At 61.1% G+C, this 25,853-nt stretch carries 25 protein-coding genes; 13 read left to right on the plus strand and 12 right to left on the minus strand.

Features of this window, described 5'->3' with window-relative positions; genetic code table 11:
• The first annotated feature begins 52 nt into the window (after positions 1 to 52).
• The 3 genes from ACR0AD_RS16370 to ACR0AD_RS16380 are packed head-to-tail and all read left to right on the plus strand — an operon-like array spanning position 53 to position 1,238.
• Positions 53 to 511, plus strand: a complete 459-nt coding sequence (locus ACR0AD_RS16370) for a MarR family winged helix-turn-helix transcriptional regulator (protein ID WP_480473645.1) — start codon at positions 53 to 55, stop codon at positions 509 to 511.
• Positions 508 to 885, plus strand: coding sequence for a hypothetical protein (locus tag ACR0AD_RS16375; protein ID WP_480488439.1), 378 nt, complete (start codon positions 508 to 510; stop codon positions 883 to 885). The genes ACR0AD_RS16370 and ACR0AD_RS16375 overlap by 4 nt, the downstream gene beginning before the upstream one ends.
• 38 nt (positions 886 to 923) lie before the next feature.
• A complete protein-coding gene (locus tag ACR0AD_RS16380) occupies positions 924 to 1,238 on the plus strand; it encodes a monooxygenase (RefSeq protein WP_480473648.1) in 315 nt (104 codons plus the stop codon).
• Positions 1,239 to 1,262: 24 nt separating this feature from the next.
• On the opposite strand, the gene ACR0AD_RS16385 is transcribed toward ACR0AD_RS16380, so the two are convergent.
• The 4 genes from ACR0AD_RS16385 to ACR0AD_RS16400 form a co-directional block, all read right to left on the minus strand.
• Positions 1,263 to 1,607, minus strand: coding sequence for a 5-carboxymethyl-2-hydroxymuconate Delta-isomerase (locus tag ACR0AD_RS16385; protein WP_480488441.1), 345 nt, complete (start codon positions 1,605 to 1,607; stop codon positions 1,263 to 1,265).
• 58 nt (positions 1,608 to 1,665) lie between these two features.
• Positions 1,666 to 2,592 carry an ornithine carbamoyltransferase gene (gene argF / locus ACR0AD_RS16390; protein ID WP_480473650.1) on the minus strand — a complete coding sequence of 309 codons (927 nt, stop codon included), beginning with the start codon at positions 2,590 to 2,592 and terminating at the stop codon, positions 1,666 to 1,668.
• A 75-nt stretch (positions 2,593 to 2,667) separates the two neighbouring features.
• Complete coding sequence (locus tag ACR0AD_RS16395) at positions 2,668 to 3,855, minus strand: acetylornithine transaminase (RefSeq protein WP_480484534.1); 1,188 nt, start codon at positions 3,853 to 3,855, stop codon at positions 2,668 to 2,670.
• Positions 3,856 to 4,097: 242 nt separating this feature from the next.
• Complete coding sequence (locus ACR0AD_RS16400; protein WP_209598147.1) at positions 4,098 to 4,358, minus strand: zinc ribbon domain-containing protein; 261 nt, start codon at positions 4,356 to 4,358, stop codon at positions 4,098 to 4,100.
• Positions 4,359 to 4,432: 74 nt separating this feature from the next.
• Between ACR0AD_RS16400 and ACR0AD_RS16405 the strand changes: the two genes are divergently transcribed.
• The 3 genes from ACR0AD_RS16405 to ACR0AD_RS16415 all read left to right on the plus strand — a co-directional run bounded on the left by ACR0AD_RS16405 (position 4,433) and on the right by ACR0AD_RS16415 (position 7,077).
• Positions 4,433 to 4,798 (plus strand): MerR family transcriptional regulator, encoded by a 366-nt coding sequence (locus tag ACR0AD_RS16405; protein ID WP_209505680.1) that lies wholly within the window; start codon positions 4,433 to 4,435, stop codon positions 4,796 to 4,798.
• Positions 4,799 to 4,850: 52 nt separating this feature from the next.
• Positions 4,851 to 5,735 (plus strand): DMT family transporter, encoded by an 885-nt coding sequence (locus ACR0AD_RS16410; protein ID WP_480488443.1) that lies wholly within the window; start codon positions 4,851 to 4,853, stop codon positions 5,733 to 5,735.
• 106 nt (positions 5,736 to 5,841) lie between these two features.
• The gene (locus ACR0AD_RS16415) at positions 5,842 to 7,077 is read left to right on the plus strand and encodes an MFS transporter (RefSeq protein WP_480488521.1); all 1,236 of its coding nucleotides are present in this window, start codon (positions 5,842 to 5,844) and stop codon (positions 7,075 to 7,077) included.
• Here the strand turns inward: ACR0AD_RS16415 and ACR0AD_RS16420 are convergent.
• Positions 7,074 to 7,877: an ABC transporter permease gene (locus ACR0AD_RS16420; protein WP_480488445.1), complete on the minus strand. Its 804-nt coding sequence runs from the start codon at positions 7,875 to 7,877 to the stop codon at positions 7,074 to 7,076. The two genes, ACR0AD_RS16415 and ACR0AD_RS16420, sit on opposite strands and share 4 nt — an antisense overlap.
• Before the next feature lie 126 nt (positions 7,878 to 8,003).
• Between ACR0AD_RS16420 and ACR0AD_RS16425 the strand changes: the two genes are divergently transcribed.
• Together ACR0AD_RS16425 and ACR0AD_RS16430 are read left to right on the plus strand one after the other, a co-directional pair.
• Entirely contained in the window at positions 8,004 to 8,573 is a 570-nt protein-coding gene (locus ACR0AD_RS16425; protein WP_267363457.1) for a GcrA family cell cycle regulator, read from the plus strand.
• Positions 8,574 to 8,860: 287 nt separating this feature from the next.
• Positions 8,861 to 9,562 (plus strand): hypothetical protein, encoded by a 702-nt coding sequence (locus tag ACR0AD_RS16430; RefSeq protein ID WP_480488447.1) that lies wholly within the window; start codon positions 8,861 to 8,863, stop codon positions 9,560 to 9,562.
• Positions 9,563 to 9,678: 116 nt separating this feature from the next.
• On the opposite strand, the gene ACR0AD_RS16435 is transcribed toward ACR0AD_RS16430, so the two are convergent.
• Positions 9,679 to 10,755: a DUF2235 domain-containing protein gene (locus tag ACR0AD_RS16435; RefSeq protein WP_480488448.1), complete on the minus strand. Its 1,077-nt coding sequence runs from the start codon at positions 10,753 to 10,755 to the stop codon at positions 9,679 to 9,681.
• Positions 10,733 to 13,024 (minus strand): xanthine dehydrogenase family protein molybdopterin-binding subunit, encoded by a 2,292-nt coding sequence (locus ACR0AD_RS16440; RefSeq protein ID WP_480488450.1) that lies wholly within the window; start codon positions 13,022 to 13,024, stop codon positions 10,733 to 10,735. The genes ACR0AD_RS16435 and ACR0AD_RS16440 overlap by 23 nt, the downstream gene beginning before the upstream one ends.
• A gap of 164 nt (positions 13,025 to 13,188) precedes the next feature.
• Between ACR0AD_RS16440 and ACR0AD_RS16445 the strand changes: the two genes are divergently transcribed.
• The 4 genes from ACR0AD_RS16445 (at position 13,189) to ACR0AD_RS16460 (ending at position 18,915) form a co-directional block, all read left to right on the plus strand.
• Entirely contained in the window at positions 13,189 to 14,088 is a 900-nt protein-coding gene (locus ACR0AD_RS16445; protein ID WP_480488452.1) for a phytanoyl-CoA dioxygenase family protein, read from the plus strand.
• 94 nt (positions 14,089 to 14,182) lie between these two features.
• A complete protein-coding gene (locus ACR0AD_RS16450; protein ID WP_480488454.1) occupies positions 14,183 to 17,245 on the plus strand; it encodes a valine--tRNA ligase in 3,063 nt (1,020 codons plus the stop codon).
• Between the two features lie 134 nt (positions 17,246 to 17,379).
• The gene (locus tag ACR0AD_RS16455; RefSeq protein ID WP_480488455.1) at positions 17,380 to 18,543 is read left to right on the plus strand and encodes a benzoate/H(+) symporter BenE family transporter; all 1,164 of its coding nucleotides are present in this window, start codon (positions 17,380 to 17,382) and stop codon (positions 18,541 to 18,543) included.
• Positions 18,544 to 18,582: 39 nt separating this feature from the next.
• A complete protein-coding gene (locus ACR0AD_RS16460; RefSeq protein ID WP_480488457.1) occupies positions 18,583 to 18,915 on the plus strand; it encodes a DnaJ family domain-containing protein in 333 nt (110 codons plus the stop codon).
• Here ACR0AD_RS16460 and ACR0AD_RS16465 read toward each other — a convergent pair whose 3' ends face one another.
• Both ACR0AD_RS16465 and ACR0AD_RS16470 read right to left on the minus strand, forming a co-directional pair.
• The gene (locus ACR0AD_RS16465; RefSeq protein WP_480488459.1) at positions 18,916 to 19,698 is read right to left on the minus strand and encodes a crotonase/enoyl-CoA hydratase family protein; all 783 of its coding nucleotides are present in this window, start codon (positions 19,696 to 19,698) and stop codon (positions 18,916 to 18,918) included.
• A 66-nt stretch (positions 19,699 to 19,764) separates the two neighbouring features.
• A complete protein-coding gene (locus tag ACR0AD_RS16470) occupies positions 19,765 to 20,835 on the minus strand; it encodes an SMP-30/gluconolactonase/LRE family protein (RefSeq protein ID WP_480488461.1) in 1,071 nt (356 codons plus the stop codon).
• 90 nt (positions 20,836 to 20,925) lie between these two features.
• Here ACR0AD_RS16470 and ACR0AD_RS16475 point away from each other — a divergent pair, with 90 nt between their 5' ends.
• Positions 20,926 to 22,041 (plus strand): pyridoxal phosphate-dependent aminotransferase, encoded by a 1,116-nt coding sequence (locus ACR0AD_RS16475; protein WP_480484397.1) that lies wholly within the window; start codon positions 20,926 to 20,928, stop codon positions 22,039 to 22,041.
• A 126-nt stretch (positions 22,042 to 22,167) separates the two neighbouring features.
• Here the strand turns inward: ACR0AD_RS16475 and ACR0AD_RS16480 are convergent, their stop codons facing one another.
• Genes ACR0AD_RS16480 through edd form a run of 3 tightly spaced genes read right to left on the minus strand, consistent with a single transcriptional unit; the run spans position 22,168 to position 25,852 of the window.
• Positions 22,168 to 23,358, minus strand: a complete 1,191-nt coding sequence (locus ACR0AD_RS16480; protein WP_480488462.1) for a pyridoxal-phosphate-dependent aminotransferase family protein — start codon at positions 23,356 to 23,358, stop codon at positions 22,168 to 22,170.
• 51 nt (positions 23,359 to 23,409) lie between these two features.
• Positions 23,410 to 24,042: a bifunctional 4-hydroxy-2-oxoglutarate aldolase/2-dehydro-3-deoxy-phosphogluconate aldolase gene (locus ACR0AD_RS16485; RefSeq protein WP_209505652.1), complete on the minus strand. Its 633-nt coding sequence runs from the start codon at positions 24,040 to 24,042 to the stop codon at positions 23,410 to 23,412.
• Between the two features lie 4 nt (positions 24,043 to 24,046).
• Positions 24,047 to 25,852, minus strand: coding sequence for a phosphogluconate dehydratase (gene edd / locus ACR0AD_RS16490; protein ID WP_245220531.1), 1,806 nt, complete (start codon positions 25,850 to 25,852; stop codon positions 24,047 to 24,049).
• Position 25,853 lies beyond the last annotated feature (1 nt).

Here is a 25,853-nt window from a genome sequence, read left to right on the forward strand (position 1 = left end):
GCGCGTGGTGGTGCATATTGATATAACCCCTAACTAGGGATAAATGACTGCCATGACACACGAGACTCAAAACCGAGAAAATCAGGCCCTGGTATTGGCCCTGTTGCGCAGCCAGCAGTTGTTCATGCGTGCCATGGGACCGGTGTTTCGCGCCGGGGGTCTGACGGCACCTCAGTGGGATGCGCTGGAGACTCTGAACACCAAAGGTGCGCTGTCGATCAATGACCTGTTGCGCCTGACGCTGTCCACATCCGGCAATCTGGATGTTGTCGTCAAAAACCTGATTCAGGCCGGTCTGGTGGAGAAGACCGTTGATGAAACCGACAAGCGCGCCCGCGTTTTACGCCTGACAGAAGCCGGAAAACAGAAAGTGGCCGCGTTCATGCCCGTCCACAATCAGGCGCTGGAGCAGATATTCGGACGCCTGAGCACCGAAACCAGACGCGAGACAATCAGAACGCTCAACCAGCTTCGCAAAAAGCTGCCCCAACCACAGAAAGGCGAGACATGACCAACAAAACCTTCCTGACCGCGCATGGTGTGATCTATATGTTTTTCGCATTGGCGCTGTTTTTTGCGCCAACCATCCTTTGGCCCAACTATGGACTGCAACTGAACGATCGGTATGCCGTGTTTCTGTCGCAGCATAATGCGATCTTTCTGGGTGGCATCGGCCTTATCAGCTTCCTGTTTCGAAACACTGAAACCGGTACCGAGACAGCACAGAACATCCTGAAAGGTCTGATGGGGACCAACATATTGGGCGTTGTCATCACGCTTTATGCCTGTCTGACCGGGGTGTTCACCGGCTTTGGCTGGTCCGACCCCATCTTCTTTGCGCTGCTTGCCATTCTGAGCTTTGTGCAGCTTGGCAGGAACCGCTGACCACACCCCCTACCCCCCTGAACGTGGAGCATTTGACCATGAGTACGATGAAAATCTGGGATCTGCATCTGGCCTATGACGGACCCGTAACCGCAGAATTTCTGGCCGGAACAAAGGAACTGGCTGAAAGCATCGCCCAGGAACCCGGTGTCGTCTGGAAGATCTGGACTGTCGAAGAAGGCACGAACCATTTCGGATCGACCTATCTGTTTCGCGATCGCGCCAGTCTGGAGACCTACAAGGCGATGCACCTGAAACGCCTTGAGGCCATCGGGGTCGCAGTGACCTCGGATCATGTCTTTGACATCATGGAAGACCTCAGCGCGATCAACAACGCGCCAATACACGGCTGACGGACCCGGAGAGTACCCGCGCCATCAACCAGCCAAACGCTTTGCATAGGTGGCGCGGGTCATCTCGACATCCTGCACGGTGATGCTGCCGACCTCGGGCATGGTCTGGGCCAGAACGTCCAGAATGATGGCGTTAAGCTCGGCCCGTGTGGCCTCATCCCGTCCGCGCATCAACAGCAGCGTGGCATGCACGAAGGTCTGCGGTTGCGTTCCGATGTAGGAATAGGCAATCGGCGCGGCGCGGATCTTGAGCGCTGAGGCGTCGATTTCATCATGTTTTGCGAGAACGGTATGCAACTGCTCGCAAATCATCTGGAAATCATGGGTGTCGTCCAGAGATTTGGAGAATTCCAGGGTAACGTGAGGCATTGAATGCTCCGGGGGTCATGAGAGAGCCTGATGGCCCTCTCGAAACTGCAAGGTGATCCTAAACGCCCAGACACCAGCGCATTACGGCCTTTTGTGCGTGCAGGCGGTTTTCGGCCTCATCGAAGATGACCGAGTTCGGGCCGTCCATGACCTCGGAGGTTGCTTCTTCCTCACGATGCGCGGGCAGGCAGTGCATGAACAGCGCGTCGGGTTTGGCATGTGACATGAGTTCCGCGTTGACCTGATAGGGGCGCAGCATGTTGTGGCGGCGTTCCTTGGCGGATTGGCTGTCATGCATCGAAACCCAGGTGTCGGCCACCACCAGATCAGCGCCCTCGACCGCTTTGTGCGGGTCCCGTTCGATGACGACTCGGGACCCCTTCTGGCGGGCAAACCCCATGAACTCTTCTTCCGGATCAAGCTGGGCCGGGCCGGAGAAGGTCAGATCGAAGCCGAACTGACCGGCGGCGTGCAGGAAGGAGGCGCAGACATTGTTGCCGTCGCCGGTCCAGACCACTTTCTTGCCCGCAATGGGGCCGCGGTGCTCCTCGAACGTCAAAACATCGGCCATGATCTGGCAGGGATGGGTGCGGTCGGTCAGGCCGTTGATGACGGGCACGTCGGAATATTCGGCCATCTCGGTCAGGATGGTTTCATCGAAGGTGCGGATCATGATCATGTCGACATAGCGCGACAGCACACGGGCGGTATCGGCAATGGTTTCGCCGTGACCGAGCTGCATGTCCTTGCCCGACAGCACCATGGTCTGGCCACCCATCTGGCGCACACCCACGTCAAAGGACACGCGCGTCCGGGTCGAGGGCTTTTCGAAGATCAGCGCGACCATACGGTCTTTCAGCGGCTGTTCGTCGTCAGGGGCGGCCTTGGGACGGCCCAGACGCGCTTGTTTCATCGCGCCCGCCTGATCGATCATGGACCGCAGCGCGGTGGCATCAGTTTTGTGGATATCGAGAAAATGGTTCATATCGCTTCGCTTTTGGCTGGTCGGGCGGTGGGGGCCAGCCCCCACACCCCCGGAGTATTTGGGAAAAGATGAAGCTCAGGCAGTTGCGAGCTGGGTTTCGATCTGATTGGCGGCCTTTTCGAGGCGGATCATGGCCTGGGCGATGTCATCCTCGGTCAGGGTCAGGGGGGGCAGCAGGCGGATGACGTTGTCGGCGGCGGGGACGGTGATGACCAGATTGTCATAGCCCGCATTGACCACATCTATATTTGGCGCCTTGCATTTCAGGCCGAGCATCAGGCCCGATCCGCGCACCTCTTCGAAGACCTCGGGGTGATCGGCGACCAGGCCTTCGAGTTTCTGGCGCAACAGGCCAGCCTTGCGGTTGACACCTTCGAGAAAGGCGGGTGTGGCGACCTGGTCGATCACCGCACAGCCCACGGCGCAGCCCAGCGGGTTGCCGCCATAGGTGGAGCCATGCGTGCCTGCGGTCATACCGGATGCCGCATCTTCGGTTGCCAGCACGGCACCGAGAGGGAAACCGCCGCCGATGCCTTTGGCGACCATCATGATATCCGGGGTGATCCCGGCCCATTCATGGGCGAAGAGCCTGCCGGTACGACCGACGCCGCATTGCACCTCGTCCAGGATCAGCAGCAGACCGTGTTCGTCACAAATGGCGCGCAGGGCCTTGAGTTCGGCATCGGGTACGGGGCGGATGCCACCCTCGCCCTGAATCGGTTCGATCAGGATGGCCGCGGTATTTTCCGTGATGACGTCGGTGACACCGTCGAGATCGCCAAAGGTGACGTGGACAAAGCCCGGCAAAAGCGGGCCAAAGCCTTTGGTCATCTTCTCAGACCCGGCCGCAGCGATGCCCGCCGACGACCGGCCATGGAAGGAGCCATCGAAGGTGATGATCTCAACCCGTTCGGGCTGGTCTTTGTCATAGAAATACTTGCGGGCCATTTTCACGGCCAGTTCACAGGCTTCGGTACCGGAATTCGTAAAGAATACCGTATCCGCAAAGGTGTGTTCGACCAGCTTGTCTGCCAGTGCCTGCTGTTGCGGGATGTTATAGAGGTTCGAGACATGCCACAGCGCATGGGCCTGTTCCGTCAGTGCGGCCACCAGCGCCGGATGGGCGTGGCCCAGCGCGTTCACCGCGATCCCTGCGCCGAGGTCCAGAAAACGTCGGCCATCCGCCTCGGTCAGCCAGGCGCCTTCGCCCTTTACAAATGACAGGGGCGCGCGGTTATAGGTCGGCAGAACGGACGGGATCATGGGATCATCCTTTTCGGGTCGTTTGAGCCTCGTGAGTGATACACGAAGGCCCGGTTCGTCAACAGATTTGGTGAGATTTGTGCCAATTTGGCAGGCACATGGGATCAAACAGGCCGATTACGCAGAGAGGCGTCGGCGTCGGAGCAACTGGATATGTGCGCGTTTGATCATGGCCGCTCTATAGACGTGAAAAGACAGCCTGAAAACCCTATTATTGCCGCAGGGTCAAAATTGCCGCCGGATCATCCCGCCGAGCGCCAGCGGTCGAGCTTGCCCATACCGCGGGTGAAAGCCCAGGCAAGGATGCGGGGCATGCCTTTGGCGACGAGGGCATCGACGCAATGAGACTGAAACTCTTCCAGCGAAGCGTCGGGGTGGCGGAACGCACCGTTTTCGTAACACAGCGAGCAGTAACGCGTGCTGCGCCCGCCGTCAGCTTCGGACCCGCCGCCCTGGGGATCTTTTGACAGCGGCATGCCGCAACTTTGGCATTTGGGACCCATGATGCTTGTCCTTGCAGAGAATGACTGTCTGACATAGGATCAAAACCATGGAGTTGAGTCAACGGTTTTGAAACATGCGGATCGGGGAACTTGCGCGGCGCAGCGGGCTGAGCCGCGACACGCTGAGGTTTTATGAACGGCAGGGGTTGATCCGGTCAGGCCCGGGGCCGGACAACACGAACAGCTATCGCGACTATCCCGAAGACGCGCTGATCACGCTGGAGCAAGTTGCCGATGCACAGGCGGCAGGCATCAGCATTGCAGAACTGGTCATGTTGCTGGGGCAGTTGGAAGCCGCCGATCCCGACAGCTTTGACGGCGAGGCGTTTCTGCAGGACCGGATTGACGAGGTCGAAGCGCGGATTGTGCGGGCAGAGCGGTTTTTGGACAGCCTCAAACAAGCCAAGGCGGCGCTGGCGGCCCCACCGGTTTTGCGCTGAGCGCAGAATTGCGTCTTGCCATGGCCCCCGTTTTGGCGCACCGCTTTCGCCCATGTTCACCCCGAAGGCGCAAAATCCTGCTCTGGCCGCAGGGCTGATCTTTGTCGCGACCGCCTTTATCGCGGCGACGACGCTGTTGGCCAAGGCCTTGGGGACGGATACACTCGGGCCACCCTTGCACGCGATGCAGATCAGTCACGGGCGGTTTCTGTTTGCCCTGCTTGCCATCCTGTCCGCGGTCGCAGTGCTTCGTCCCCGGCTGGGACGGCCTCATTGGGGGCTGCATATCGGGCGAACCAGCTTTGGCTGGGCCGGGGTGACGTTGATGTTCGCGTCTGTTGCGTACATTCCGATGGCGGATGCGACGGCGATCTCCTTTCTGAACCCGGTCTTTGGCATGGTCCTGGCCATTCCGCTATTGGGGGAACGCGTCGGCCCGTGGCGCTGGCTGGCGGCGGCCGTGGCCCTTGTGGGTGCAGTGATCCTGCTGCGCCCGACACCTGCAAGTTTTCAACCCGCCGCCCTTCTGGCGCTGGCTGCGGCTGCGTTTATCGGGATGGAGCTGATCTTTATTAAGAAACTGTCGGGGCGCGAGGCCCCGATCCAGATTCTGCTGATCAACAACACGATGGGGCTGGTGATCGCCACGGTCGCGGTCAGCTTTGTGTTTCACATGCCGACACCGCAGCAATGGGTTGCGCTGGTGGGGATCGGCCTGCTGATGGCCTGCGCACAGGTTTGTTTTATCAACGGCATGGCACGTGCGGACGCGTCATTCGTGGCCCCGATCAGCTATGCCACGCTGATTTTCGCCGCGCTGTACGAATTTGCGGCGTTTGATGTGATCCCCGACCGGATCAGCCTGATTGGCGCGGTCACGATTCTGACCGGAGGGCTGATCCTGGTCTGGCGCGAGGCGGTAAACCGCCGGACCTGACAGAAAAAACCGCCCTTGCGGTTCAGGGGCGACCTTTGTGTCGCAAATCCCCATGAATGGCGAGGTGACCGGCGCATTCTGGGCTGAGTTGATTTGCGAGTTTGTTATGCATGAACGCCGAATACCTGAATGGGTACGCCACGCGCCTGCCCCATCGGTGCGCGATTTCGGGATTCTGGCCGGGATTGAAGCCGTGGTGCGCGGTATTCTGATTTCGGTCTTTCCGCTGGCGATGTACCGGGCGCTGGGCGATGCCTCGTCCGTGTCATTCCTGTATTTCCTGATTGGCATCCTGTCCCTTCTGGTCGGGTTGATGGTGCCGTGCCTGATCCGTTTTGTACCGCGCAGATGGGCCTATTCCACCGGGTGCGTCATGTTCATCTGTGGTGCATCGCTGGCGATCGTGGGCAGCCCAGAGGCCGTGGTCGGCGCATTGGCCCTGAATACCATGGCCGCGGTTGTCACTTTCATCTGCTTCAACACCTATGTGCTGGATTACATCAGCAAGATCGAACTTGGCCGGTGCGAGACCAGCCGCATGTTCTACAGCGCTTTGGGATGGACGGGCGGCCCAATGGCCGGTGTTCTGCTGATGGAGCTTTGGCGCCCTGCCCCGTTTGTCATCAGTGCCGGAGCGGCGCTGGTCATGCTGGCGCAGTTCTGGCGCATGCGTCTGGGCAATGGCAAGCTGATCACCAAGGCCCGTGGTCCGGCCAACAACCCGTTGGCCTTTCTTCCCCGGTTCTTTGTCCAACCCCGACTGGTTGCCGGATATCTGTTTGCAATGATCCGGTCCTGCGGGTGGTGGATATATGTGGTCTACCTGCCCATTTTCGCCATCCAGAACGGGCTGGGAGAACAACTGGGCGGCATCCTTCTGTCATGCACTAACGCCATGCTGCTGGCCGCCCCGTTGATCCTGCGCTGGGTCCAGACGCGGTCGCTCAGGTCGGCTGTTCGCATCGGGTTTGCCGCCGCGGGAGGCTGCTTTTTCGCAGCCGGATTGGTCGCGGGATGGCCGGTTGCCTCGGTCGCTGCGCTGGTTCTGGGGTCTGTCTGGCTGATCGTTCTGGACATCTGCGCCGGATTGCCCTTCCTTATGGCCGTTAAACCGTCTGAGCGAACCGAGATGTCGGCGATTTATTCCAGTTACCGCGATGTCTCGGGCATTCTGACGCCCGGTGTTGCAGCTCTGGTCCTGCTGGTGGCTCCGGTGGCCGGTGTGTTTGCGGCAGGCGGGATTGCCTTGTTCGGGGCATGGGCTGTCTCGGCCCGCTTGCATCCGCGGCTGGGCGAACCCAAACCTGCCCTGCCGCCCGACAGGTTGGCAGAGACCGGTTAAGCCTTAAGCCGATAACCGGCACGCAGCATTTGCCAGGTGATCAGCCCGATGGCCAGCGTGGCAAAACCACAAACCGCCATGCCCAACCACGGAGAGCTGTCGGACACGCCGATCATGCCGTAACGCAGCCCATCGATCAGGTAGAAGACCGGGTTCAGATGGGTCAGACGGTTCAGGACAGGAGGCAGCGCCTCGACCGAATAGAAGGTGCCCGACAGGAAGGCCAGAGGTGTGACGATGAAGTTGGTGATCGCGGCCATCTGGTCGAACTTGTTCGCAAATATCCCGGCAAACAGACCCAGCGCGCCCATGAATGCGCCCCCCAGAACAACAAAGATCAGCGCAATCAACGGGTGCTGGGGCGCGATGGACAGCAAAACCAGCAAAGCAACCGAAATCACCAGCGCGATCATCAGGCCACGGGCAATGCCACCGGCAAGATACCCCAGCAGGATCTCGAGCGGGGACAGCGGCGGCATCAGCGTGTCGACGATATTGCCCTGCACCTTGGCAATCACCATCGAAGAGGAGGTATTGGCAAAGGCGTTCTGGATCACAGTCATCATCAGGATCCCCGGTGCCAGAAAGACCACAAACGGCACGCCCATGACGTCAGGGCGGCTGGGCCCGATGGCGATGGTGAAAATCAGCAGGAACAGGCCAGCCGTGACCAGAGGCGCCAGAACGGTCTGGGTCCAGACCGAAAGAAAGCGCCGGATTTCGCGCTGCGCCAGCGTGTAAAGCCCCATCCAGTTGACCGCCCCAAGGCTGCGTGCGGTCTGTTCTGCGGGATTCTGCATGCTTTGCCCTCAACCTGATTCGAAGACAGCTTGTAACTCGGGCCGCAGTGTTTAGAATAGGGGGCTGAGACGAATTCCCAAGGCGGCCCGAATCCGGGGCCGCTTTCCGCTTTTGAAAGGCTGACGATGTCCTGGACAGACGAGCGCGTAGAACTGCTGAAGAAGATGTGGGGCGAAGGCCAGTCGGCCAGCCAGATCGCCAAGGAACTGGGCGGTGTGACCCGTAACGCGGTGATTGGCAAGGTCCACCGCCTGGGCCTGTCCAACCGGACAGCAGGCGCAGCCCCGGCCAAGTCCGAACCGAAAGAGAAACCGGCGCCCGCGCCCAAGGCCGAAGCCAAGCCCAGACCCATGCCAAAGACAGAACCGGCGCGCCCGGCTGCTGCTGCCGAGGCGAAACCCGCCGTTCCGGCCCGTCGCCAGATCATCCCGGCCGGTCAGCCGCTGCCGCCGCAGCCCTCGGCCAACGAGATCAGCCCCGAGGCGCTGGCCAAGGTCAACGAGATCGAGAAGAAAGCCAAGAAGCTGACGCTGATGGAACTGACCGAGAAGACCTGCAAGTGGCCCGTGGGCGACCCCGCGACCGAGGATTTCTGGTTCTGCGGCCTGCCGGTTGAGGCGGGCAAACCCTATTGCGAGGCGCATGTGGGCGTGGCCTTCCAACCCATGAGCTCGCGCCGCGACCGGCGGCGGTAATTGCGAACACCAGAACCTAAATCATGTCTATAGAACGTGAAAAGGGCGCAGGCGTTTCGCCACGCCTCTTGCCGGAAGCGTTGCATAGTCAAGACCGACGCAAGACGTAACGAGCTCTTACAAAGAAAACACCCTCGCTGAATGCTGCTAGGGTGTTTTAGTTCGGAGCGTCAACTTTGCGGACAATGCCGACCTTGATAAGCATGCTTTCGACTGCAGAGCTGAGGTTGATGTCAGTTCCAAGACGCGGCACAAAGTTGAGGCAACTTGGAATTGGAAGCATTTAGGTGAATCAAATCCTTACGAGAACATCCCTGTTAGCAATGAGCTTAGGCCTAGCAAGCTTTTTGACCTCACCTGCCGTTGCTGACAACGGGTTAACCTTAAGTGTTCCTGATGATTACCGCGGGTGTGTCGAAACGCCGTACCATTTTTGGGAAAACCCATTCGATGAAGACGGTAGGATCATCGCATACCCATATTATGCTGCGCTAGAAAAGAGCCCAGAAGTTGTTCTAGTTCCATCTGCAAATACCGAAGATGCTCAGCAAAAACGAATACGTTTGAGTTGTTCTGGGTTCGAGGAGCTCGGCAGTAATATCGACGTAGTCTTCGAATATGATGAGACTTTTCCATTTAGTGTCGGTTATTACGCGTGGGTCGAGCTATTGTTGTTGTATAGTGAAGCAGAGTCCGAAAATCGGAGGTTTGGCCGCAGCTTCTATTATGTTGCAGTAGCGGCAGAAACGATAAGAGACGGGGCTGACGCTTGTGTAAATTTCCAATCTCCCAACCCGTCATGGGACATGTTTTGCACACAAAGAGACCTGCTTCATCAAACGGAGATGATTCAGACGTTTCATAATCAGCTTATTGCCGCGGACTATGACGATAATGAAGTTAATCCAGATGCGGTAGTGGAGTTTGACAAGATTGTTGCCTCTTCACTTGCTAGCGCGAAAGCAATCGCAGTTGGGTTACCGAATTAAAGCAGGCCTATCTAAAGCAAACAGGCGCAATCCATACGCCCTGTGATGGTCTATTTGGGCTCGAACCTGACATTGAAGTGCAGGTGATCTTGGTGTCAGTGGCACATGGTAGCCTTTCACTGCGCGGGATGTGTCGGCAGGTTCGGCATCGCCACCCAGCCCGGCAATTCATCCGGCGCGACCGAGACATGCAGGCGTTCTGACTGGTCCCGCCCGACCTTGCGGTGTTTGCGCAGCAAAAATATCTTGCCCCAACCGCGCCAGGTTCCAACCGATTGCGCATGGGCATCCGTGGGGAAACGGGTGCGCCAGCCTTCGGGCATCGGCAGCCCGTGCATCTCGGCCTTGTCCAGCATCCAGATCAACGAGATATTGCTGAGCGGCCGGGCCTCTTCATAGCCGTTCAGCTGGCCGCCGATATCGCCATGGGTGCCACGGAACCAGACCTGTTCCACATGGCCATTGAACTCGGGCTTGCATCGCCACAAAACCGGCTCGAACACCTCGCGCGTTTCGTCTAGGGCCAGCGCGTGATAGCCATGCAGAGTGGCAGGGCCCAGCTGGTGGTTGTGAAAGGCATGGCGATCCTCGGCCCAGCGCCACAGCAGCGGCAGGCGCAGGCCCAGCGCCTTGACCGTGTCCCAGACACCGACCATCTCGATCTTGACGTTGTCGTGGCAGAACTTGCGGCGGAAATCGCGGGCGGCAGTGCCGCTGACATTGCATTCATAATGGCGGTAGGCTTGCAGGATGTTCCGCTCGGTCGCGTGTTCGGCCTTGAGCAGGCCGATCATATCGATCACCCCAGCCAGGCTGCGCACGCCGTAGGCGCCACGGGAATAACCGATGAAATAAATGCGGTCACCGGGTTTGTAGCGGGACGCCAGATAGCCATAAGCGCGGCGGATCTGGCGGTTGATGCCCCGGCCCATCATCACGTCCATGGTGGACTTCCAGCTTTCCCACTGCACGCCCGACTCGTAGAACACCGACACCTTGCTGCCCATTTCGCAGCACAGGCGATAGGTCTGACCGGCGTGGGTCTCGAACCCCGGTTCGAGGGTGGACATGGTGCCATCAAGGATAATGACGTGGCTGATCGGCTCGCGGTGCCGCGTTTCGGCGGAGTGCTCGGACCGCAAGGGCCGCCCGAGCCATCCCAGAATCTTCCTACTGAGCCGCGACAGATTCATGCGTCAGCAATTCCCAAACCTTGTGAGGTGTGAAAGGCATATCCGCCTGCCGCACCCCGTGATCCCAGAGCGCGTCCTGAACCGCATTTGCCACAGCGGCCAGAGCGCCCACCGTGCCGGCCTCGCCGCATCCTTTCATCCCCATCGGGTTGGAAGTTGACGGCACCGGCGCCGAGGTAAACTTTATCATGGGTACGTCCACCGCGCGGGGCAAGGCGTAATCCATAAACGATGCCGTGAGCAGCTGTCCGTGATCATCATGCACCACATGTTCCGACAGCGCCTGCCCGATGCCCTGAACCACCCCGCCATGCACCTGCCCTTCGGCCAGCATCGGGTTGATAAGATTTCCGAAATCATCAACCACGGTGTAGCGGTCCACACGGGTTTCGCCGGTGAAGGAATCGATCACAACCTCGGCAACATGCGCGCCGTTAGGATAGCTGCGGGCATCCAGTTGCGCGCGGGACTCATGCGTCAGCAAGTCCAATCGCCCGTCAGCGCGGGCCATGGCCGCGGCTTCGGTCAGGGTCGGCGTCAGGTTCGAGCCCGGCGCGCGGAATGTTTCATGGTCAAATCGCACATCACTGTCCTCGACCCCCATCTTATCGGCCAGATAAGGCGTGAATGCGGCGATCATTTTGTCAATGGTGGCGAGGGTCGCGGTACTTTGCACCGTCACCGAGCGCGAGCCGCCCGTTCCGCCGCCATGGCCAAGCCGGTCGGTATCCCCCTGAATGACGGTGATCCTGGCCATCGGAACGCCGGTCTGATCGGACAGGAACTGGGCATAAACCGTCTCGTGCCCCTGCCCGTTCGATTGTGTGCCGACATAAAGGTTCACAGTGCCATCCTCGCAAAACTCGACCTTCGAGTTCTCGGAAGGGTCGCCCAAAATACTTTCGATATAGTAACAAAGACCCTGCCCCCGGATCAGACCGCGTTCGGCATCGGCGGCCTTGCGGGCCTCGAACCCGCTGGTCTGGCTGGCCGCACGGCGCAGGACCATGTCGAAATCTCCGACATCATAGGTTTCACCCGTGGCAGAGGTGTAGGGGAAATCGCCGGGCCTGATGAAGTTTTTGCGCCGCAACTCCCACGGGTCAACGCCCAGTTCGCGTGCCGCGCGGTCCATCACGCGTTCCAGCACATAGATCGCCTCGGGACGTCCGGCACCGCGATAGGCGTCGACCTGTGTTGTCGTTGTATAGAACCCCTCGACCCGGAGATAGGTGGTCTGAACGTCATAGACCCCCATCAGCACCTTGCTGAACAGGCTTGTCTGGATCGCCTGCGCGAAATGACTGTTATAGGCACCAAGGTTGACTTTGCTGTGGACCCGGTAGGCGGTGATCCGGTGGTCGGCATCAAAGGCCAGCTCGGCCAGAGAGGTCAGATCGCGGCCGTGGTGATCGGACAGCATTGCCTCGGACCGGTCGGACATCCAGTGCACGGGCTGGCCCAGTTTCATCGCAGCCACGGCCACGCAGAAATATTCGGGATATGGCATCACCTTCATGCCGAACCCGCCCCCCACATCCGGGGTGGTGACACGGATCGCATCCGCATCGAGTTTCAGCTTTTGCGCCAGCTGTGCCTTCATCGCCCAGACACCCTGCCCGCCATAGGAAAAGTGCAGACGCCCGCCAGACCAATCGGCCTGACAGCCCCGTGGCTCGAGCGAGCTGATGATGACGCGGTTGTCTTGCACGTTCAGCGACACGGTGTGGGCGGCGGCCTGAAAGGCGGCCTTGGTCGCAGCCTCATCCCCCAGACCCCAATCAAACGCGCGGTTGTCGGGCGCTTGCGGGTGCAGGGCCTCACCCCCCGCTTTCACGTCCAGCTTGGCGGGGCGTTCCTGGATGTCCATCCAGATTAGCTCGACCGCGTCCTGCGCCTGTACCAGCGTATCCGCGATGACAACGGCCACGGGTTCGCCCACAAAGCGCACACGGTCCTTGGCCAGCATATGCCGATCCGGCGCGGCAGAGCCGGTCCCGTCGCGGTTGGTCAAGGTTGCTGCATTCATCACCGTGTCGATGCCCGAGGCGGCAAGATCGTCCAATGTCATGACCAGCCGCACCCCGTCAGCATCCCGCGCGGATTCAAGATCCAGCGCAGTGATATCGCCATGGGCCGCAGGGCTGCGGAAAAAAGCGGCAAACAGCGCATTGCCGGGCACGGCATCGTCCATATAGCGCCCCTGCCCGGTCAGGAACCGCTGATCTTCGGTCCGTTTGACCGGCTGGCTTTTGCCGAATTTTTCCATGGGATGCTCCTGTCACTGCCTTGATGGCGACACTAGCCCTGCGCTCGCTTATGTCCAGCGCCTTGCATGAAAGCGTGTGGCGACACCGATGTCGTAAACAGGATTGCAGGAGCCACAGAGGGATTCGTAGGCTGTTTGAAAATGCAGCCTGCCGGAGGTCCCCCATGCCCGAACCCATTTCCCTGACACAGGGCCGCCTGGACGCCCCATCGGTCGACGCGTATTGGCAAGACGGGTTTGTCTTTCCCATCACTGTCTTTTCGCCGGATGAGACCGCACATTTCCGGGCCGAGCTGGAGCAGATCGAGAAGACCTGGCGCGTGGCTGACCTTCCGCTGCCGCTGAACATGTACAAACGCCTGAACGCCCATGTGGTGATGCCGCTGGTCGCCCGTATCGCACTGGATCCCAGGGTTCTGGACGTCGTCGAAGGAATACTGGGGCCGGATTTGCTGCTGTGGTCTGCGGAACTGTTCATCAAAGAGCCACGCACAACGCAGGTTGTTGGAATGCATCAGGACCTGACCTATTGGGGGATGGGCGAAACACCGGATCAGATGACCGCATGGATCGCATTGTCGCCTGCCACGGTAACAAGCGGCTGCATGGACTTTGTCAGGGGTAGCCACAAAAACCCGATCCTGCCCCATAACGACACGTTTTCAGACAACAACCTGCTGTCGCGCGGGCAGGAGGTGGCTGTCGATGTGGCAGACGAGGACAAAACGCATATCGAATTGCAGCCGGGTCAGATGTCGTTGCACCATGGCCTCACAATCCATGGCTCGGGGCCCAATATGTCGGACGATCGGCGGATCGGGCTGGCGATCCGGTATCTGAACCCGAACGCACAGCAAAAAGTGGCGGACCGCGATTACGCGGTCTTGGCGCGGGGCGAAGACCGGGTGGGCAATTTCATCCTCATCGAACCACCGACCGAGTTGTTTTCGCAGCCAGCCTTGGCGCTTCATGCCCGCATTCGGGAGGATCAGGCCAAGGCGATGACACAAGGCGCGGCACAAAGCACGCACCTGTACGGAAACGAGGCGACCGGCACGGGGTGACTTCGGCAATCGTCGCCGCACAGGGCCTTCCCCTTCCCGTCTCCATTCGCTATTGCAGGCGCTGACCCGAATTTGTTGACGCAGGACGCATCCCATGGCGATGGAAAAGACATTCAACGCGGCCGAGGCCGAGGCCCGTATCTATGAGGCCTGGGAACAGGCCGGAGCCTTCAAGGCAGGCGCGAACCGTTCGCGTGATGAGAGCTTTTGCATCATGCTGCCACCGCCCAACGTGACCGGCGCGCTGCATGTGGGACATGCCTTTAACCATACACTGATGGATATTCTGATCCGCTGGCACCGGATGCGCGGGTTCGACACTCTGTGGCAACCTGGTCAGGACCACGCCGGCATCGCCACGCAGATGCAGGTTGAAAAGAAACTGATGGCCGAAGAGGGCAAGAAGCGTACCGACTACGCGCGCGAGGAGTTTCTGGCCAAGGTCTGGGATTGGAAGGGGCAATACGGCCGCAAGATTATCGAACAGATGACGCGGTTGGGGAATTCCTGCGACTGGTCGCGCAATGCCTTTACCATGGCGGGCGCACCAGGTGACCCACGCACCGGGCACGAAAACTCACCCAACTTCCATGATGCCGTTATCAAGGTCTTTGTCGATATGTACGAGAAGGGCCTGATCTATCGCGGCAAGCGACTGGTCAACTGGGACCCGCATTTCGAGACTGCGATTTCGGACCTTGAGGTCGAGAATATTGAAACGCCAGGCCACATGTGGCACTTCAAGTACCCTTTGGCGGGCGGTGAGACATATGAGTATTTGGAAAAAGATGAAGATGGGAATGTGATCTTCCGCGAAGAGCGGGATTATATTTCCATTGCAACCACGCGGCCCGAAACCATGCTGGGCGACGGTGCTGTGGCCGTGCATCCGTCGGATGAGCGCTACGCGCCGATCGTCGGCAAACTGTGCGAAATCCCGGTTGGACCGAAAGAGCATCGCCGCCAGATTCCGATCATCACCGATGAGTATCCCGATCCCGACTTCGGCTCGGGCGCGGTGAAAATCACCGGCGCGCATGACTTCAACGACAATATGGTCGCCAGGCGCGGCGGTATTCCGATGTACCGCCTGATGGACACCAAGGGCGCGATGCGGGCTGATGGCGCGCCTTACGCCGAAGAGGCGGGCAAGGCGCAGGAATATGCGCGCGGCAAGCCGTTCACCGAGAATGAGATCGACGCAATCAACCTGATCCCGGATCACCTGCGCGGACTGGACCGGTTCGAGGCGCGTGTGAAGGTGGTCGAGGAAATCACTGCTGACGGTCTGGCCGTGATGACCCGCGCGGATGATCCGCGTCTGGGCACCAAACTGGGCGAGGATGACAACCCGGCGGCTCTGGTGCCTTTGGTCGAGAGCAAGCCGATCATGCAGCCCTTTGGCGACCGCTCGAAAGTCGTCATCGAGCCGATGTTCACCGACCAGTGGTTCGTCGACGCCGAAAAGGTCGTCGGCCCTGCGCTGGACGCGGTCAAGGATGGCACGGTCAAGATCATCCCTGAATCGGGCGAGAAAACCTATTACCACTGGCTGGAAAACATCGAGCCCTGGTGCATCTCGCGCCAGCTGTGGTGGGGGCATCAGATTCCGGTTTGGTATGGGCCTCAGCAGAAGTGCTCGGGGCTGGAACCGAACCCTGATCGCATCGCCCGTATGGAAAGCCACAACAAAGGGGAGTTTGCGGTATTCTGCGGCCCGTCTTTTGATGCAATTCGGGCGGACGTTGAGGGCTACTACGAAGGCATGGGAATCGCCGAGGTCTCTACTAAGGAAGAGGCTATCTCGTTCATTCGCGAGGGCAAAATCGGCCTCTACCGCGACCCCGACGTCCTCGATACCTGGTTCTCCTCCGGCCTCTGGCCCATCGGCACGCTGGGCTGGCCCGAGGATACCGACGAGATGCGCCGCTATTTCCCGACCAGCGTATTGATCACCGGCGCGGATATCCTGTTCTTCTGGGTCGCCCGGATGATGATGATGCAGCTGGCCGTGGTGAACGAGGTTCCGTTCCACACCGTCTACCTGCACTCGCTCGTCCGCGACGAGAAGGGCAAGAAGATGTCCAAGACCACCGGCAACGTCATTGACCCGCTGGAGATCGTGGACGAGTTCGGTGCCGACGCGCTGCGGTTCACCAACGCCTCGATGGCGGCGATTGGCGGCGTGCTGAAACTGTCGCGTGAACGCATCACCGGCTATCGCAACTTCGGCACCAAGCTTTGGAATGCCGTCCGCTTTGCCGAGATGAACGAGGTCTTTACCGACGCCGTGCCGCAACTGGACGTTAGCGAGTTGAAGCCAAAAGCCGCCGTCAACCGTTGGATCATCGGCGAAACCGCCCGCGTGCGGGCCGAGGTCGACGCGGCGCTGGAAAGCTATCGCTTCAACGATGCGGCAAACGGGCTTTATGCCTTTGTCTGGGGCAAGGTCTGCGACTGGTATGTGGAACTGTCGAAACCCTTGCTACAAGGCGACGACGCCGAAGCACAGGCCGAGACCCGCGCCACCATGCGCTGGGTTCTGGATCAGTGCATGGTCCTGCTGCACCCGATCATGCCCTTCATCACCGAAGAGCTGTGGGGCCTGACCGGCAATCGCGCCAAATTGGTCGTCCACGCCGACTGGCCGACCTACGGCACGGAACTGGTCGACGCCGATGCGGATCGTGAGATGAACTGGGTGATCTCGGTAATCGAGAACACCCGCTCGGCCCGTGCGCAGATGCGGGTACCTGCCGGTCTCTACGTGCCGATGCTGGTGACCGAGATCGACGCCAACGGCCAAGCCGCGTGGGACCGCAACGAGGCGCTGATCAAGCGTCTGGCCCGGATCGACAGCCTGACCAAGGCCGATGAGCTGCCCAAAGGCACGATCTCCATCGCGGCCCCCGGTGCGAGCTTCGGCCTGCCGTTGGCGGATATCATCGACATCGGCGCGGAAAAGGAGCGGCTGGAGAAAGCCAAGGGCAAGCTGGCCAAGGAACTGGGTGGCTTGCGCGGGCGTCTGAACAACCCCAAATTCGTGGCCTCGGCCCCGGACGAGGTGGTCGAGGAAGCCAAAGCCAACCTCGCCGCCCGCGAGGAAGAAGAAGCCAAGCTGAACGAGGCGCTGGCCCGTCTGGCCGAGATCGCCTGATCTTCACCTTTTCAAAATACTCATACCCCAAACCCCGCCGCTGATCCGGCGGGGTTTTCTTTTGCGCGTTCAGACCTTGCCCGCCCCTGCCGCCGCTTGTTAGCAATCACCAACCCCAACCGCCCGAGGCTGTCATGACCCAGTTTGCCCCACCGCTCCAGACAGTCTCGACCGGGCTGGTTGTCGCCATTGTCGGGTTCTTCAGTTCCTTTCCTATCGTGTTGCAGGGGCTGGCCGCGATGGGGGCGTCTCCGGCGCAGGCGGCCTCGGGTCTGATGATGGCGGCCATCGCAATGGGACTGACCGCCATTGTGCTGAGCCTGTGGTACCGGCAACCGATCAGCGTCGCCTGGTCTACACCGGGGGCGGCGCTGCTGGCGGTGTCCGCGACTCCGGCGCTGGGGTTTTCCGAGGCAACGGGCGCGTTCCTGTGTGCAGGGGCGCTGACGGTGCTGGCCGGGCTCTGGCGGCCATTGGGGCGGCTGGCGGCCGCCATTCCAACGACTTTGGCACAGGCCATGCTGGGGGGCGTTCTGCTGCCGCTTTGCATTCTGCCCTTTCAGGCCGCAGTCGAATTGCCCGCGCAAGCCCTGCCGGTGATCCTGACATGGTTCATCGCAGGCCGGATCAACCGGCTGTTCGCCGTTCCGGCGGCCGTTGCCGCCGCCGCGCTGGTTGTGGTACTGAACGCAGGCGACACCTCGGTGACCCCGGCGCGATGGCTGGCGGCACCGGTCTGGACCATGCCCGGTTTCTCGCTGGCCTCGACCATCGGAATCGCCATCCCGCTGTTCATCGTCACGATGGCGACCCAGAACATTCCCGGCATCGCGGTGATGCGCAGCTTTGGCTATACCCCGGCTCCGGGCAGGCTGTTTTCATCCGTGGGTGGGGCGAGCCTGTTATCGGCACCATTTGGTGCACCTGCCACCTGCCTTGCTGCGATCACCGCTGCGATGTGTTCCAACGAAGACAGCCACCCCGATCCCGCGCAACGGTACTGGTCGGCCATCATGGGTGGGGTGTTCTATGGTGTATTCGGTATCTTTGCCGTGGCGATTACCGGCTTTGCATCCCATGCCGATCCGCTGTTGATGGGGACACTGACCGGTGTCGCCCTGATCGGCGTGCTGGCCAATTCGATTTTCGCAGCACTTGAGGTTCCGGCCGAGCGTGAGGCCGCGATGCTGACCTTTGCGATCACCGCATCGGGCATCTCGGTCTTTGGGCTGGGCGCGGCGGTCTGGGGCCTGCTGGTCGGCGGGCTGGCCTATCTGGTGAGCAACAGAATCCGGTAGCCGCTTTCGCATCCTGCCCTTGCCGGGTATAGTTGCTCCATGTTCGGTTCACTTGGAAAACTGGTGGAGCGCCAGATCAAAAAGGCACAGGCCGAGGGGCAGTTGCAGGGCCTTGTCGGCGAAGGTCACCCCCTGCCCGACCGGTCCGGCGAGGCGCAGGGCGATCTGGCCATCGCCGCCGGGCACCGGATCATGGCGCAAGCCGGGGTTCTGCCCGAAGAGTTCGACATCAAAAAGAAACTGGATGCGGCCCGCAAAGCGTATCCGGCCCTGACCGACCCCGCGGAACGCCGGGCCGCGATGTCGGAGATCGCTGATCTGGAAATGCGTTACAACATGGCCCGCGATGCGCGGCGGGCTTTCATGCGCTGATCACTTGAACTCGGGCTTGCGGCCCTGCATCTGCGCCATCACGACCTCCATCTGATGAGGCTTGCCGATCAACTCCACCTGCTCGGCGGATTCCGCCTTGAGAACGTCCGCACGGGGCTGGGTTTCGGCCACTTCGATCAGCCGCTTGGCGGCACGGATAGCCGAGGGGCTTTGACCGGCGATATTCTCGGCAATGGCCAGAGCTTCGGTCAGCGGGTCATCTGAAAGCTGCGTGACCAGTCCCCAATCCATCGCCTGCTGCGCGCCGATGGGCCGGGCCGTGTAGGTCAGCAGGCGCAGCACGTCCGAACGCACAAGCCGGGGCAGCAGAACCATGCCGCCCATATCGGGGATGATACCCCACTTCATCTCCATCACCGCCAGTTTCGCCTCGGGGTGCGCGATACGTATATCCGCGCCCAGAGCGATTTGCAGGCCACCGCCATAGGCGACGCCCTGAATGGCGCAGATCACCGGCACCGGTACGCGACGCCAGATCAGCGCCAGCTCCTGCATTTCGTTGGCATCTTCGTGGCTGCGGGTCATCAGCCATTCGGTGGGGTCCATATGGGCCATCTTGGCAAAGCTTGCCATGTCGAGCCCGGCGCAGAAGCTTTTCCCCTCGCCCGACAAAACCACGGCGCGGGCGTCCGAGGCGGCGACCTCTTGCCCGGCAGAGAGCAATGCCTTGACCATCGCGTCATCCAGCGCGTTCATCTTGTCACCCCGGGTCAGGATGACATGGGCAACATGGTCTTGATAGGTGACGGATACGCGTGACATGGGGGACCTCCCGAAATTCAGTTGCGGCGACCATGCCCGGACGGGACGCCGATTTCCACTGCGACGTCAGGGCAGATCGCTGACAGGCATCCGCCCGAACCAGGGAGAATCGAGCGTCATGACATAGAACTGATCGCCCACGATCCGGCCCCCTGTCGTGATGCCAATACGGCCCTGCGGATCCTGTAGCGTGCGCAGGATCGTGCCTTCACCATCGAACTGCACCAGCATACCCCGATGGATCGGCGCCGGGCGCACAGCCGGGCCCAGCCGCCAGATCACCTTGCGCAGGAAGGGGTACGGCATCAGCGCCTCGGACGGCACACGCGGGCTGGCGAAGGCCATCCAGTAGGTGCCATCGCCCTGTGCTTCGAGATTGTCGGGATAGCCCGGCAGATTGTCCAGCAAGACCTCTTGCTGACCGGCTTTCGGCCCGCTGAGCCACAGCTTGTGCACCCGTGCGCGGCCGGTCTCGGCGATCAGCAGGAAATCTGTATCGGGCGAGAGGGCAATGCCATTGGTATAGACGAACCCAGTGGCAATCTTTTCGGTTCTGCCGTCGGGTGTGTGACGGGCGACATAGCCTGTATCGGATTGTTCCCAGATGGTCAGGACCGAGGTCGGCTTGGTCCCGCCCATGGTTTCGGGGTCGAACCGGTCAGAGGAGTTCGAAAAATAGATCGTGCCGTCCTGTGCCACGTCCAGTTGGTTTGCATAGACCACGGGTGCACCGTCGATATCTGCCACCACGGATTCAAGCGTGCCCGACCCGGTCCAGCGCATCACCCCGCGAAAGCTGTCGGCAATATATAGCGCGCCATCCGGCCCGGCCCTGAGGCCCAGAGGACGCCCGCCAAGCTGGTCGACCACAACAGGGTCGGCCCCGTCAATCCGATAGAGCGTGCCAGACCGGCTGGTCGTATAGACCGCGCCGTCGGGCAGGATGGCGATATCTTCGGGGCCGGTTTCCCCATCCGGCAGGCGGATCATCTGCGCGGCGTCCAGCGCTGTGTTCTCGGCGAAATCTCCTGTGAAACCTGCATCTTCCGGCATCTCAACGGCGACGGGGATAACGGGAACGGGCCAGAACAGAAGATAGGCGAGGCCCAGAAGAACAATGGCAGACAGTATGCGCATCTGCGCTCCTTACTTGTGTTTCAATACGTTCCGACACGCGGGATGAGGTGCGCGCTTGCCCGAAGCTCGGGCTTGGGGTTATCTGCAGGCATGACAGGACCTCGATACACCCCGCTTGCCCAATCCCTGCCCGCCACCGTGCCCTTTGTGGGCCCCGAAACGCAAGAGCGTCAGCGCGGCGCGGCGTTCATTGCCCGTCTTGGGGCCAACGAGAGCGTGTTTGGCCCCTCGCCCCGCGCGATCCGGGCCATGGAGCAGGCCGCGTCTGATATCTGGATGTATGGCGATCCCGAGAACCACGATCTGCGCCATGCTTTGGCCGAGTATCATGGGGTAACCTCCGAAAATATCGTTGTGGGCGAAGGGATTGACGGGCTTCTGGGTTATCTTGTGCGTCTGATTGTAGGGCCCGGGGATGCGGTTGTAACCTCGGACGGGGCGTATCCCACCTTTAATTATCATGTGGCCGGGTTCGGTGGCGTTCTGCACAAGGTCCCTTATGCCGGGGATCACGAAGACCCGGCGGCCCTGTTTGCGAAGGCGGCCGAGGTGGGTGCAAAACTGGTCTATCTGGCCAATCCGGACAATCCGATGGGCAGCTGGCATTCCGGCGCGGATATCGTGGCGGCGATGGATGCCCTGCCCGACGGTTGCCTGCTGATTCTGGATGAGGCTTATGTGGAATGCGCGCCAGATGGGACAGCGGCACCCGTCAGCGCAGACGACCCTCGCGTGATCCGGATGCGGACATTTTCCAAGGTCTATGGCATGGCGGGCGCGCGGGTTGGCTATGCCATGGGAGCGCCCGACCTGATCGCAGCCTTTAACAAGGTGCGCAACCATTTCGGCATGAACCGCGCGGCGCAGGCCGGGGCGCTGGCCGCGTTGCAGGATGGCGCCTGGCTGGAGCATATTCAAACACAGATCGCCGAGGCGCGTGAGCGGATAGGGACAATTGCCCGCGAGAACGGGTTGGAGCCGTTGCCCTCGGCCACCAATTTCGTGACGATTGATTGCGGGCGGGATGGAGAATTCGCCAGAGCGGTACTGGAGGCTTTGGTTGCGCGGGGTCTGTTTGTTCGGATGCCGTTTGCAGCGCCCCAGAACAGGTGCATCCGGGTAAGCTGTGGTGAAACAGCAGATCTGGATGCTTTTGCGGCCGCCTTGCCCAAGGCGCTAGCAGAGGTGCGGGCAAAGACGGGCTAGCGCTGGTCTGTCTTGCCAACGGGGCAAAGGGGGGCTGTCTGCCCCCCATCGCGCAATGCGCGATTCCCCCCGAGGATATTTTTGGCCAGATGAAGGGGCGGATCAGCGCTGTTCGTCTGACGTGTATCAGGCGGCCAGGACGGCGGCGGCGGCCTCGAGCGCGCCTTTGCCACGGGGGATATCAAGCGCGGCCATGGCCGTTTCCATACCGCCCAGCATCGCCATCACCATTTGCCCGTTGACATGGCCCATATGCCCGAGGCGGAAACAGCTGTCGTAATCCTCCATCCCAAGGCCAATGCCCAATGTCAGGCCCAGTTGATGTTCGGTGAACGCGCGTAGGGCCGTGCCGCGGCCTCCGGTCAGGCGCAGGGCAGTGACGGCGTGACTGCGGCGGGCGCGGTCGGCAACGTTCAGATGCAGCGCGCCGCCTTCGGCCCATGTTTCGCAGGCCGCCCAGATGGCGGTGGCCAGACGTTCATGGCGGGCCCAGACCTGTTCGATCCCTTCCGCATGGATCAGGTCGAGCGCAGCACGCAGACCATAAAGGTGATGTGTCGGCGCGGTACCGTCGAAATACTGGTAGAACAGGTCAGGGTTAGCGCGCGGCTGCCAGTCCCAATATCGTGACACACGCGGCATGGCGGCCCGCTTGGCCTGTGCTTTGTCGTTGAAAAAGACAAAGCCTGTGCCTGCGGGGGTCATCAGGCCTTTCTGGCAGGCGGTGACCGTGACATCGACGCCCCATTCATCCATCTCGAACCGGTCGCATCCCAGCGAGGCGATGCAATCGGCCATCAACAGCGCCGGGTGGTCCAGATCGTCGAGCAGTTTGCGCAGCGCCGGGATATCGTTGCGGATCGAGCTTGATGTGTCCACATGAACCGCGAGAACAGCCTTGATCTGGTGGCCTTTATCCGCGCGCAAAGCGTCGGCAATCCGGTCGAGATCCCAGGCGGATGAGGTGCCGAAGTCGATCAGTTGCACCTTTGCCCCGATGCCTTCGGCCATCTCGGCCCAGCCATGGGTGAACCGGCCCGAGGCAGGAGCCAGAACGGTTTCGCCGGGGGCGATCACGTTGGACAGAGCGGCCTCCCACGTGCCGTGACCATTGGCAATGTAGATGGCAACGTCATGGCCTGTGCGAGCAACCCGGCGCAGATCGCGGGTCAGGTCGGGCATCATGTCGATGAGCGCGCCATCGTAGATATTGGGCGACGGGCGATGCATCGCCTGCAGGACCGCGTCCGGCATCACCGAGGGGCCCGGGATTGCCAAATAAGTTCGCCCCTGAGAGAGGGCAGATGTCTGTGTCATGGGGTCAACCTGTCTGAGGTGACGCCCACATTACCGAGGGGCTTCGCGGCGTCAATCCGCCAGCTTTGATGCCTCGCGCGCAAGTGTTTCGATCCCGGCCCAGTCACCGCTTTCGACCATCTGCTTGGGCGCGACCCAACTGCCACCGGCGCAGACCACGTTGGACAGGGACAGATAGTCACGGGCGTTGGACGGCGACACCCCGCCTGTCGGGCAAAAACTGATCTGCGGCAGGGGCGCACCGATGGCTTTGAGCGCGGGCGCGCCGCCCGAGGCCTCGGCCGGGAAGAATTTCAGCATGTCATAGCCTTTTTCCAGCAATGCCATCGCTTCACTGGCCGTGGCCGCGCCGGGCAGCAGGGGCAGGCCCTCGGCCTCGCACGCCGCGATGAGCGCGTCGGTTGCGCCCGGAGAGACGCCGAACTGCGCGCCCGCCTCTTTGGCGGCGCGGACGTCTTCGGGTGTGACCAGCGTACCTGCGCCGACCACGCCGCCGGGCACCTTGGCCATCGCGCGGATCGCGTCGAGCGCGGCGGGCGTGCGCAAGGTGACCTCGAGCGCTGGCAGACCGCCGGCGACCAATGCCTCGGCCAGCGGGCGGGCCTGCGCGACGTCATCGACAACCAGAACCGGAACGATCGGGGCCAGTGCGCAGATTTCACGGGTGCGTTGGGATTTGGACATGAGGTTAAACTCCGAAAATGCTGGCACCGGTGTCGGCCGAGCCGACATTCTGGCGGAACGCGCCAAAAAGATCGCGCCCTGCGCCGTGTTGATTGGCGGATAGATCGGTGGTGACGGGCGCGCGGTCCAGAACGCCTGCGGTGAGGATTTCCAGATCACCCCTGACCGCGTCAACGCGCAGGATGTCACCGTCCTGAAGGTATGCAATGGGGCCGCGGTCGAGCGCCTCGGGGACAACATGGATGGCGGCGGGCACTTTACCGGAAGCGCCAGACATGCGGCCATCGGTGACCAGCGCCACTTTCTGGCCCCGGCCCTGGAGGATCGACAGCATGGGCGTCAGCGAGTGCAGTTCCGGCATCCCGTTGGCCTTGGGGCCTTGAAACCGGACCACGACGATGACGTCACCGGTGAATTCTCCGGCTTTGAACGCGGCTTTCACCTCATCCTGATCGTGGAACACCCGCACGGGCGCTTCGACGACCTGATGTTCTGGCGCGACGGCTGATACTTTCATGACCCCGGTGCCCAGATTTCCGGTCAGGCGCGACAGGCCGCCGGTGGGCTGGAACGGGTCGCGGGCGGGGCGGACAATCTTGTCATTCAGGCTGTGGCCCGCGCCGTCTTGCCAGGTCAGCTCACCATCGATCAGCTTGGGCTCGCGCGTGTAATTGTGCAGGCCCTGCCCGGCAACGGTCAACGTATCGGGGTGCAGCAAACCTTCTTCGAGCAACGTGCCAATGGTGAACCCAAGTCCGCCTGCGGCGTGGAAGTGATTCACGTCGGCCAGACCGTTGGGATAGACCCGCGCGACCAGCGGGACCACGGCGGAGATATCGGAAAAATCCTGCCAGTCCAGAACGATACCACCAGCGCGCGCCATGGCAATCAGGTGGATCAGCAGATTGGTCGAGCCTCCGGTCGCCATCAGGCCGACGATACCGTTCACAAAGGCCCGTTCGTCGAGCACCTGATAAACCGGGGTATAGCTGTTTCCCAGCGCGCTGAGCGACAGGGCGCGGCGCGCGCCCTCCTGTGTCAGCGCGTCGCGCAAGGGCGTGTTGGGATTGACGAAGCTGGAGCCCGGCAGGTGCAGGCCCATGAACTCCATCAGCATCTGGTTGGTGTTGGCGGTGCCGTAGAAAGTGCAGGTGCCGGGGCCGTGATAGGCGGCCATTTCGGCGGCCATCAGTTCGTCGCGCCCGACCTCTCCGGCAGCGAATTTCTGGCGGACCTTGGCCTTTTCGTCATTGGGCAGGCCACTGGTCATTGGCCCTGCGGGCAGGAACACCGCAGGCAGATGCCCGAACGCCTGCGCACCGATGATCAGGCCGGGGACAATCTTGTCGCAGACGCCGAGGAAGACAGCCGCGTCATAGGTGTTGTGGCTGAGTGCTACGCCAGTTGCCAATGCGATCACGTCGCGTGAAAACAGCGACAATTCCATCCCTGCTTCGCCCTGGGTGACACCGTCGCACATGGCTGGCACGCCACCCGCGACCTGTGCGGTGCCTCCGGCAGCGCGGATCGCATCGCGGATCAGAGCGGGGTACCGTTCAAAGGGCTGATGGGCGGACAGCATGTCGTTATAGGCTGTGACGATGCCCAGATTGCCCGCCGTACCAGTGGCCATGGATTGCTGGTCTTCACCCGCACCCGCATAGGCATGGGCCTGACCACTGCAGGACAGGTGCGCACGGGCGGGACCCTTGGATCTGGCCTGTTCCATCCGGTCGATGTGGGGGCCGCGCAGATCGGCGCTGCGATCGATGATCCGTTTGGTGACGTCAGAAATGACAGAGTGAACCATG

The organism is Ruegeria sp. BH8, assembly GCF_056538065.1.

Bases quoted from the DNA above. Each gene is read 5' to 3' on its own strand.
- ACR0AD_RS16370 (WP_480473645.1), top strand. From the start codon at position 53: ATGACACACGAGACTCAAAACCGAGAAAATCAGGCCCTGGTATTGGCC.
- ACR0AD_RS16375 (WP_480488439.1), top strand. From the start codon at position 508: ATGACCAACAAAACCTTCCTGACCGCGCATGGTGTGATCTATATGTTT.
- ACR0AD_RS16380 (WP_480473648.1), top strand. From the start codon at position 924: ATGAGTACGATGAAAATCTGGGATCTGCATCTGGCCTATGACGGACCC.
- ACR0AD_RS16385 (WP_480488441.1), bottom strand. From the start codon at position 1,607: ATGCCTCACGTTACCCTGGAATTCTCCAAATCTCTGGACGACACCCAT.
- argF (WP_480473650.1), bottom strand. From the start codon at position 2,592: ATGAACCATTTTCTCGATATCCACAAAACTGATGCCACCGCGCTGCGG.
- ACR0AD_RS16395 (WP_480484534.1), bottom strand. From the start codon at position 3,855: ATGATCCCGTCCGTTCTGCCGACCTATAACCGCGCGCCCCTGTCATTT.
- ACR0AD_RS16400 (WP_209598147.1), bottom strand. From the start codon at position 4,358: ATGGGTCCCAAATGCCAAAGTTGCGGCATGCCGCTGTCAAAAGATCCC.
- ACR0AD_RS16405 (WP_209505680.1), top strand. From the start codon at position 4,433: ATGCGGATCGGGGAACTTGCGCGGCGCAGCGGGCTGAGCCGCGACACG.
- ACR0AD_RS16410 (WP_480488443.1), top strand. From the start codon at position 4,851: ATGTTCACCCCGAAGGCGCAAAATCCTGCTCTGGCCGCAGGGCTGATC.
- ACR0AD_RS16415 (WP_480488521.1), top strand. From the start codon at position 5,842: ATGCATGAACGCCGAATACCTGAATGGGTACGCCACGCGCCTGCCCCA.
- ACR0AD_RS16420 (WP_480488445.1), bottom strand. From the start codon at position 7,877: ATGCAGAATCCCGCAGAACAGACCGCACGCAGCCTTGGGGCGGTCAAC.
- ACR0AD_RS16425 (WP_267363457.1), top strand. From the start codon at position 8,004: ATGTCCTGGACAGACGAGCGCGTAGAACTGCTGAAGAAGATGTGGGGC.
- ACR0AD_RS16435 (WP_480488448.1), bottom strand. From the start codon at position 10,755: ATGAATCTGTCGCGGCTCAGTAGGAAGATTCTGGGATGGCTCGGGCGG.
- ACR0AD_RS16440 (WP_480488450.1), bottom strand. From the start codon at position 13,024: ATGGAAAAATTCGGCAAAAGCCAGCCGGTCAAACGGACCGAAGATCAG.
- ACR0AD_RS16445 (WP_480488452.1), top strand. From the start codon at position 13,189: ATGCCCGAACCCATTTCCCTGACACAGGGCCGCCTGGACGCCCCATCG.
- ACR0AD_RS16450 (WP_480488454.1), top strand. From the start codon at position 14,183: ATGGCGATGGAAAAGACATTCAACGCGGCCGAGGCCGAGGCCCGTATC.
- ACR0AD_RS16455 (WP_480488455.1), top strand. From the start codon at position 17,380: ATGACCCAGTTTGCCCCACCGCTCCAGACAGTCTCGACCGGGCTGGTT.
- ACR0AD_RS16460 (WP_480488457.1), top strand. From the start codon at position 18,583: ATGTTCGGTTCACTTGGAAAACTGGTGGAGCGCCAGATCAAAAAGGCA.
- ACR0AD_RS16465 (WP_480488459.1), bottom strand. From the start codon at position 19,698: ATGTCACGCGTATCCGTCACCTATCAAGACCATGTTGCCCATGTCATC.
- ACR0AD_RS16470 (WP_480488461.1), bottom strand. From the start codon at position 20,835: ATGCGCATACTGTCTGCCATTGTTCTTCTGGGCCTCGCCTATCTTCTG.
- ACR0AD_RS16475 (WP_480484397.1), top strand. From the start codon at position 20,926: ATGACAGGACCTCGATACACCCCGCTTGCCCAATCCCTGCCCGCCACC.
- ACR0AD_RS16480 (WP_480488462.1), bottom strand. From the start codon at position 23,358: ATGACACAGACATCTGCCCTCTCTCAGGGGCGAACTTATTTGGCAATC.
- ACR0AD_RS16485 (WP_209505652.1), bottom strand. From the start codon at position 24,042: ATGTCCAAATCCCAACGCACCCGTGAAATCTGCGCACTGGCCCCGATC.
- edd (WP_245220531.1), bottom strand. From the start codon at position 25,852: ATGGTTCACTCTGTCATTTCTGACGTCACCAAACGGATCATCGATCGC.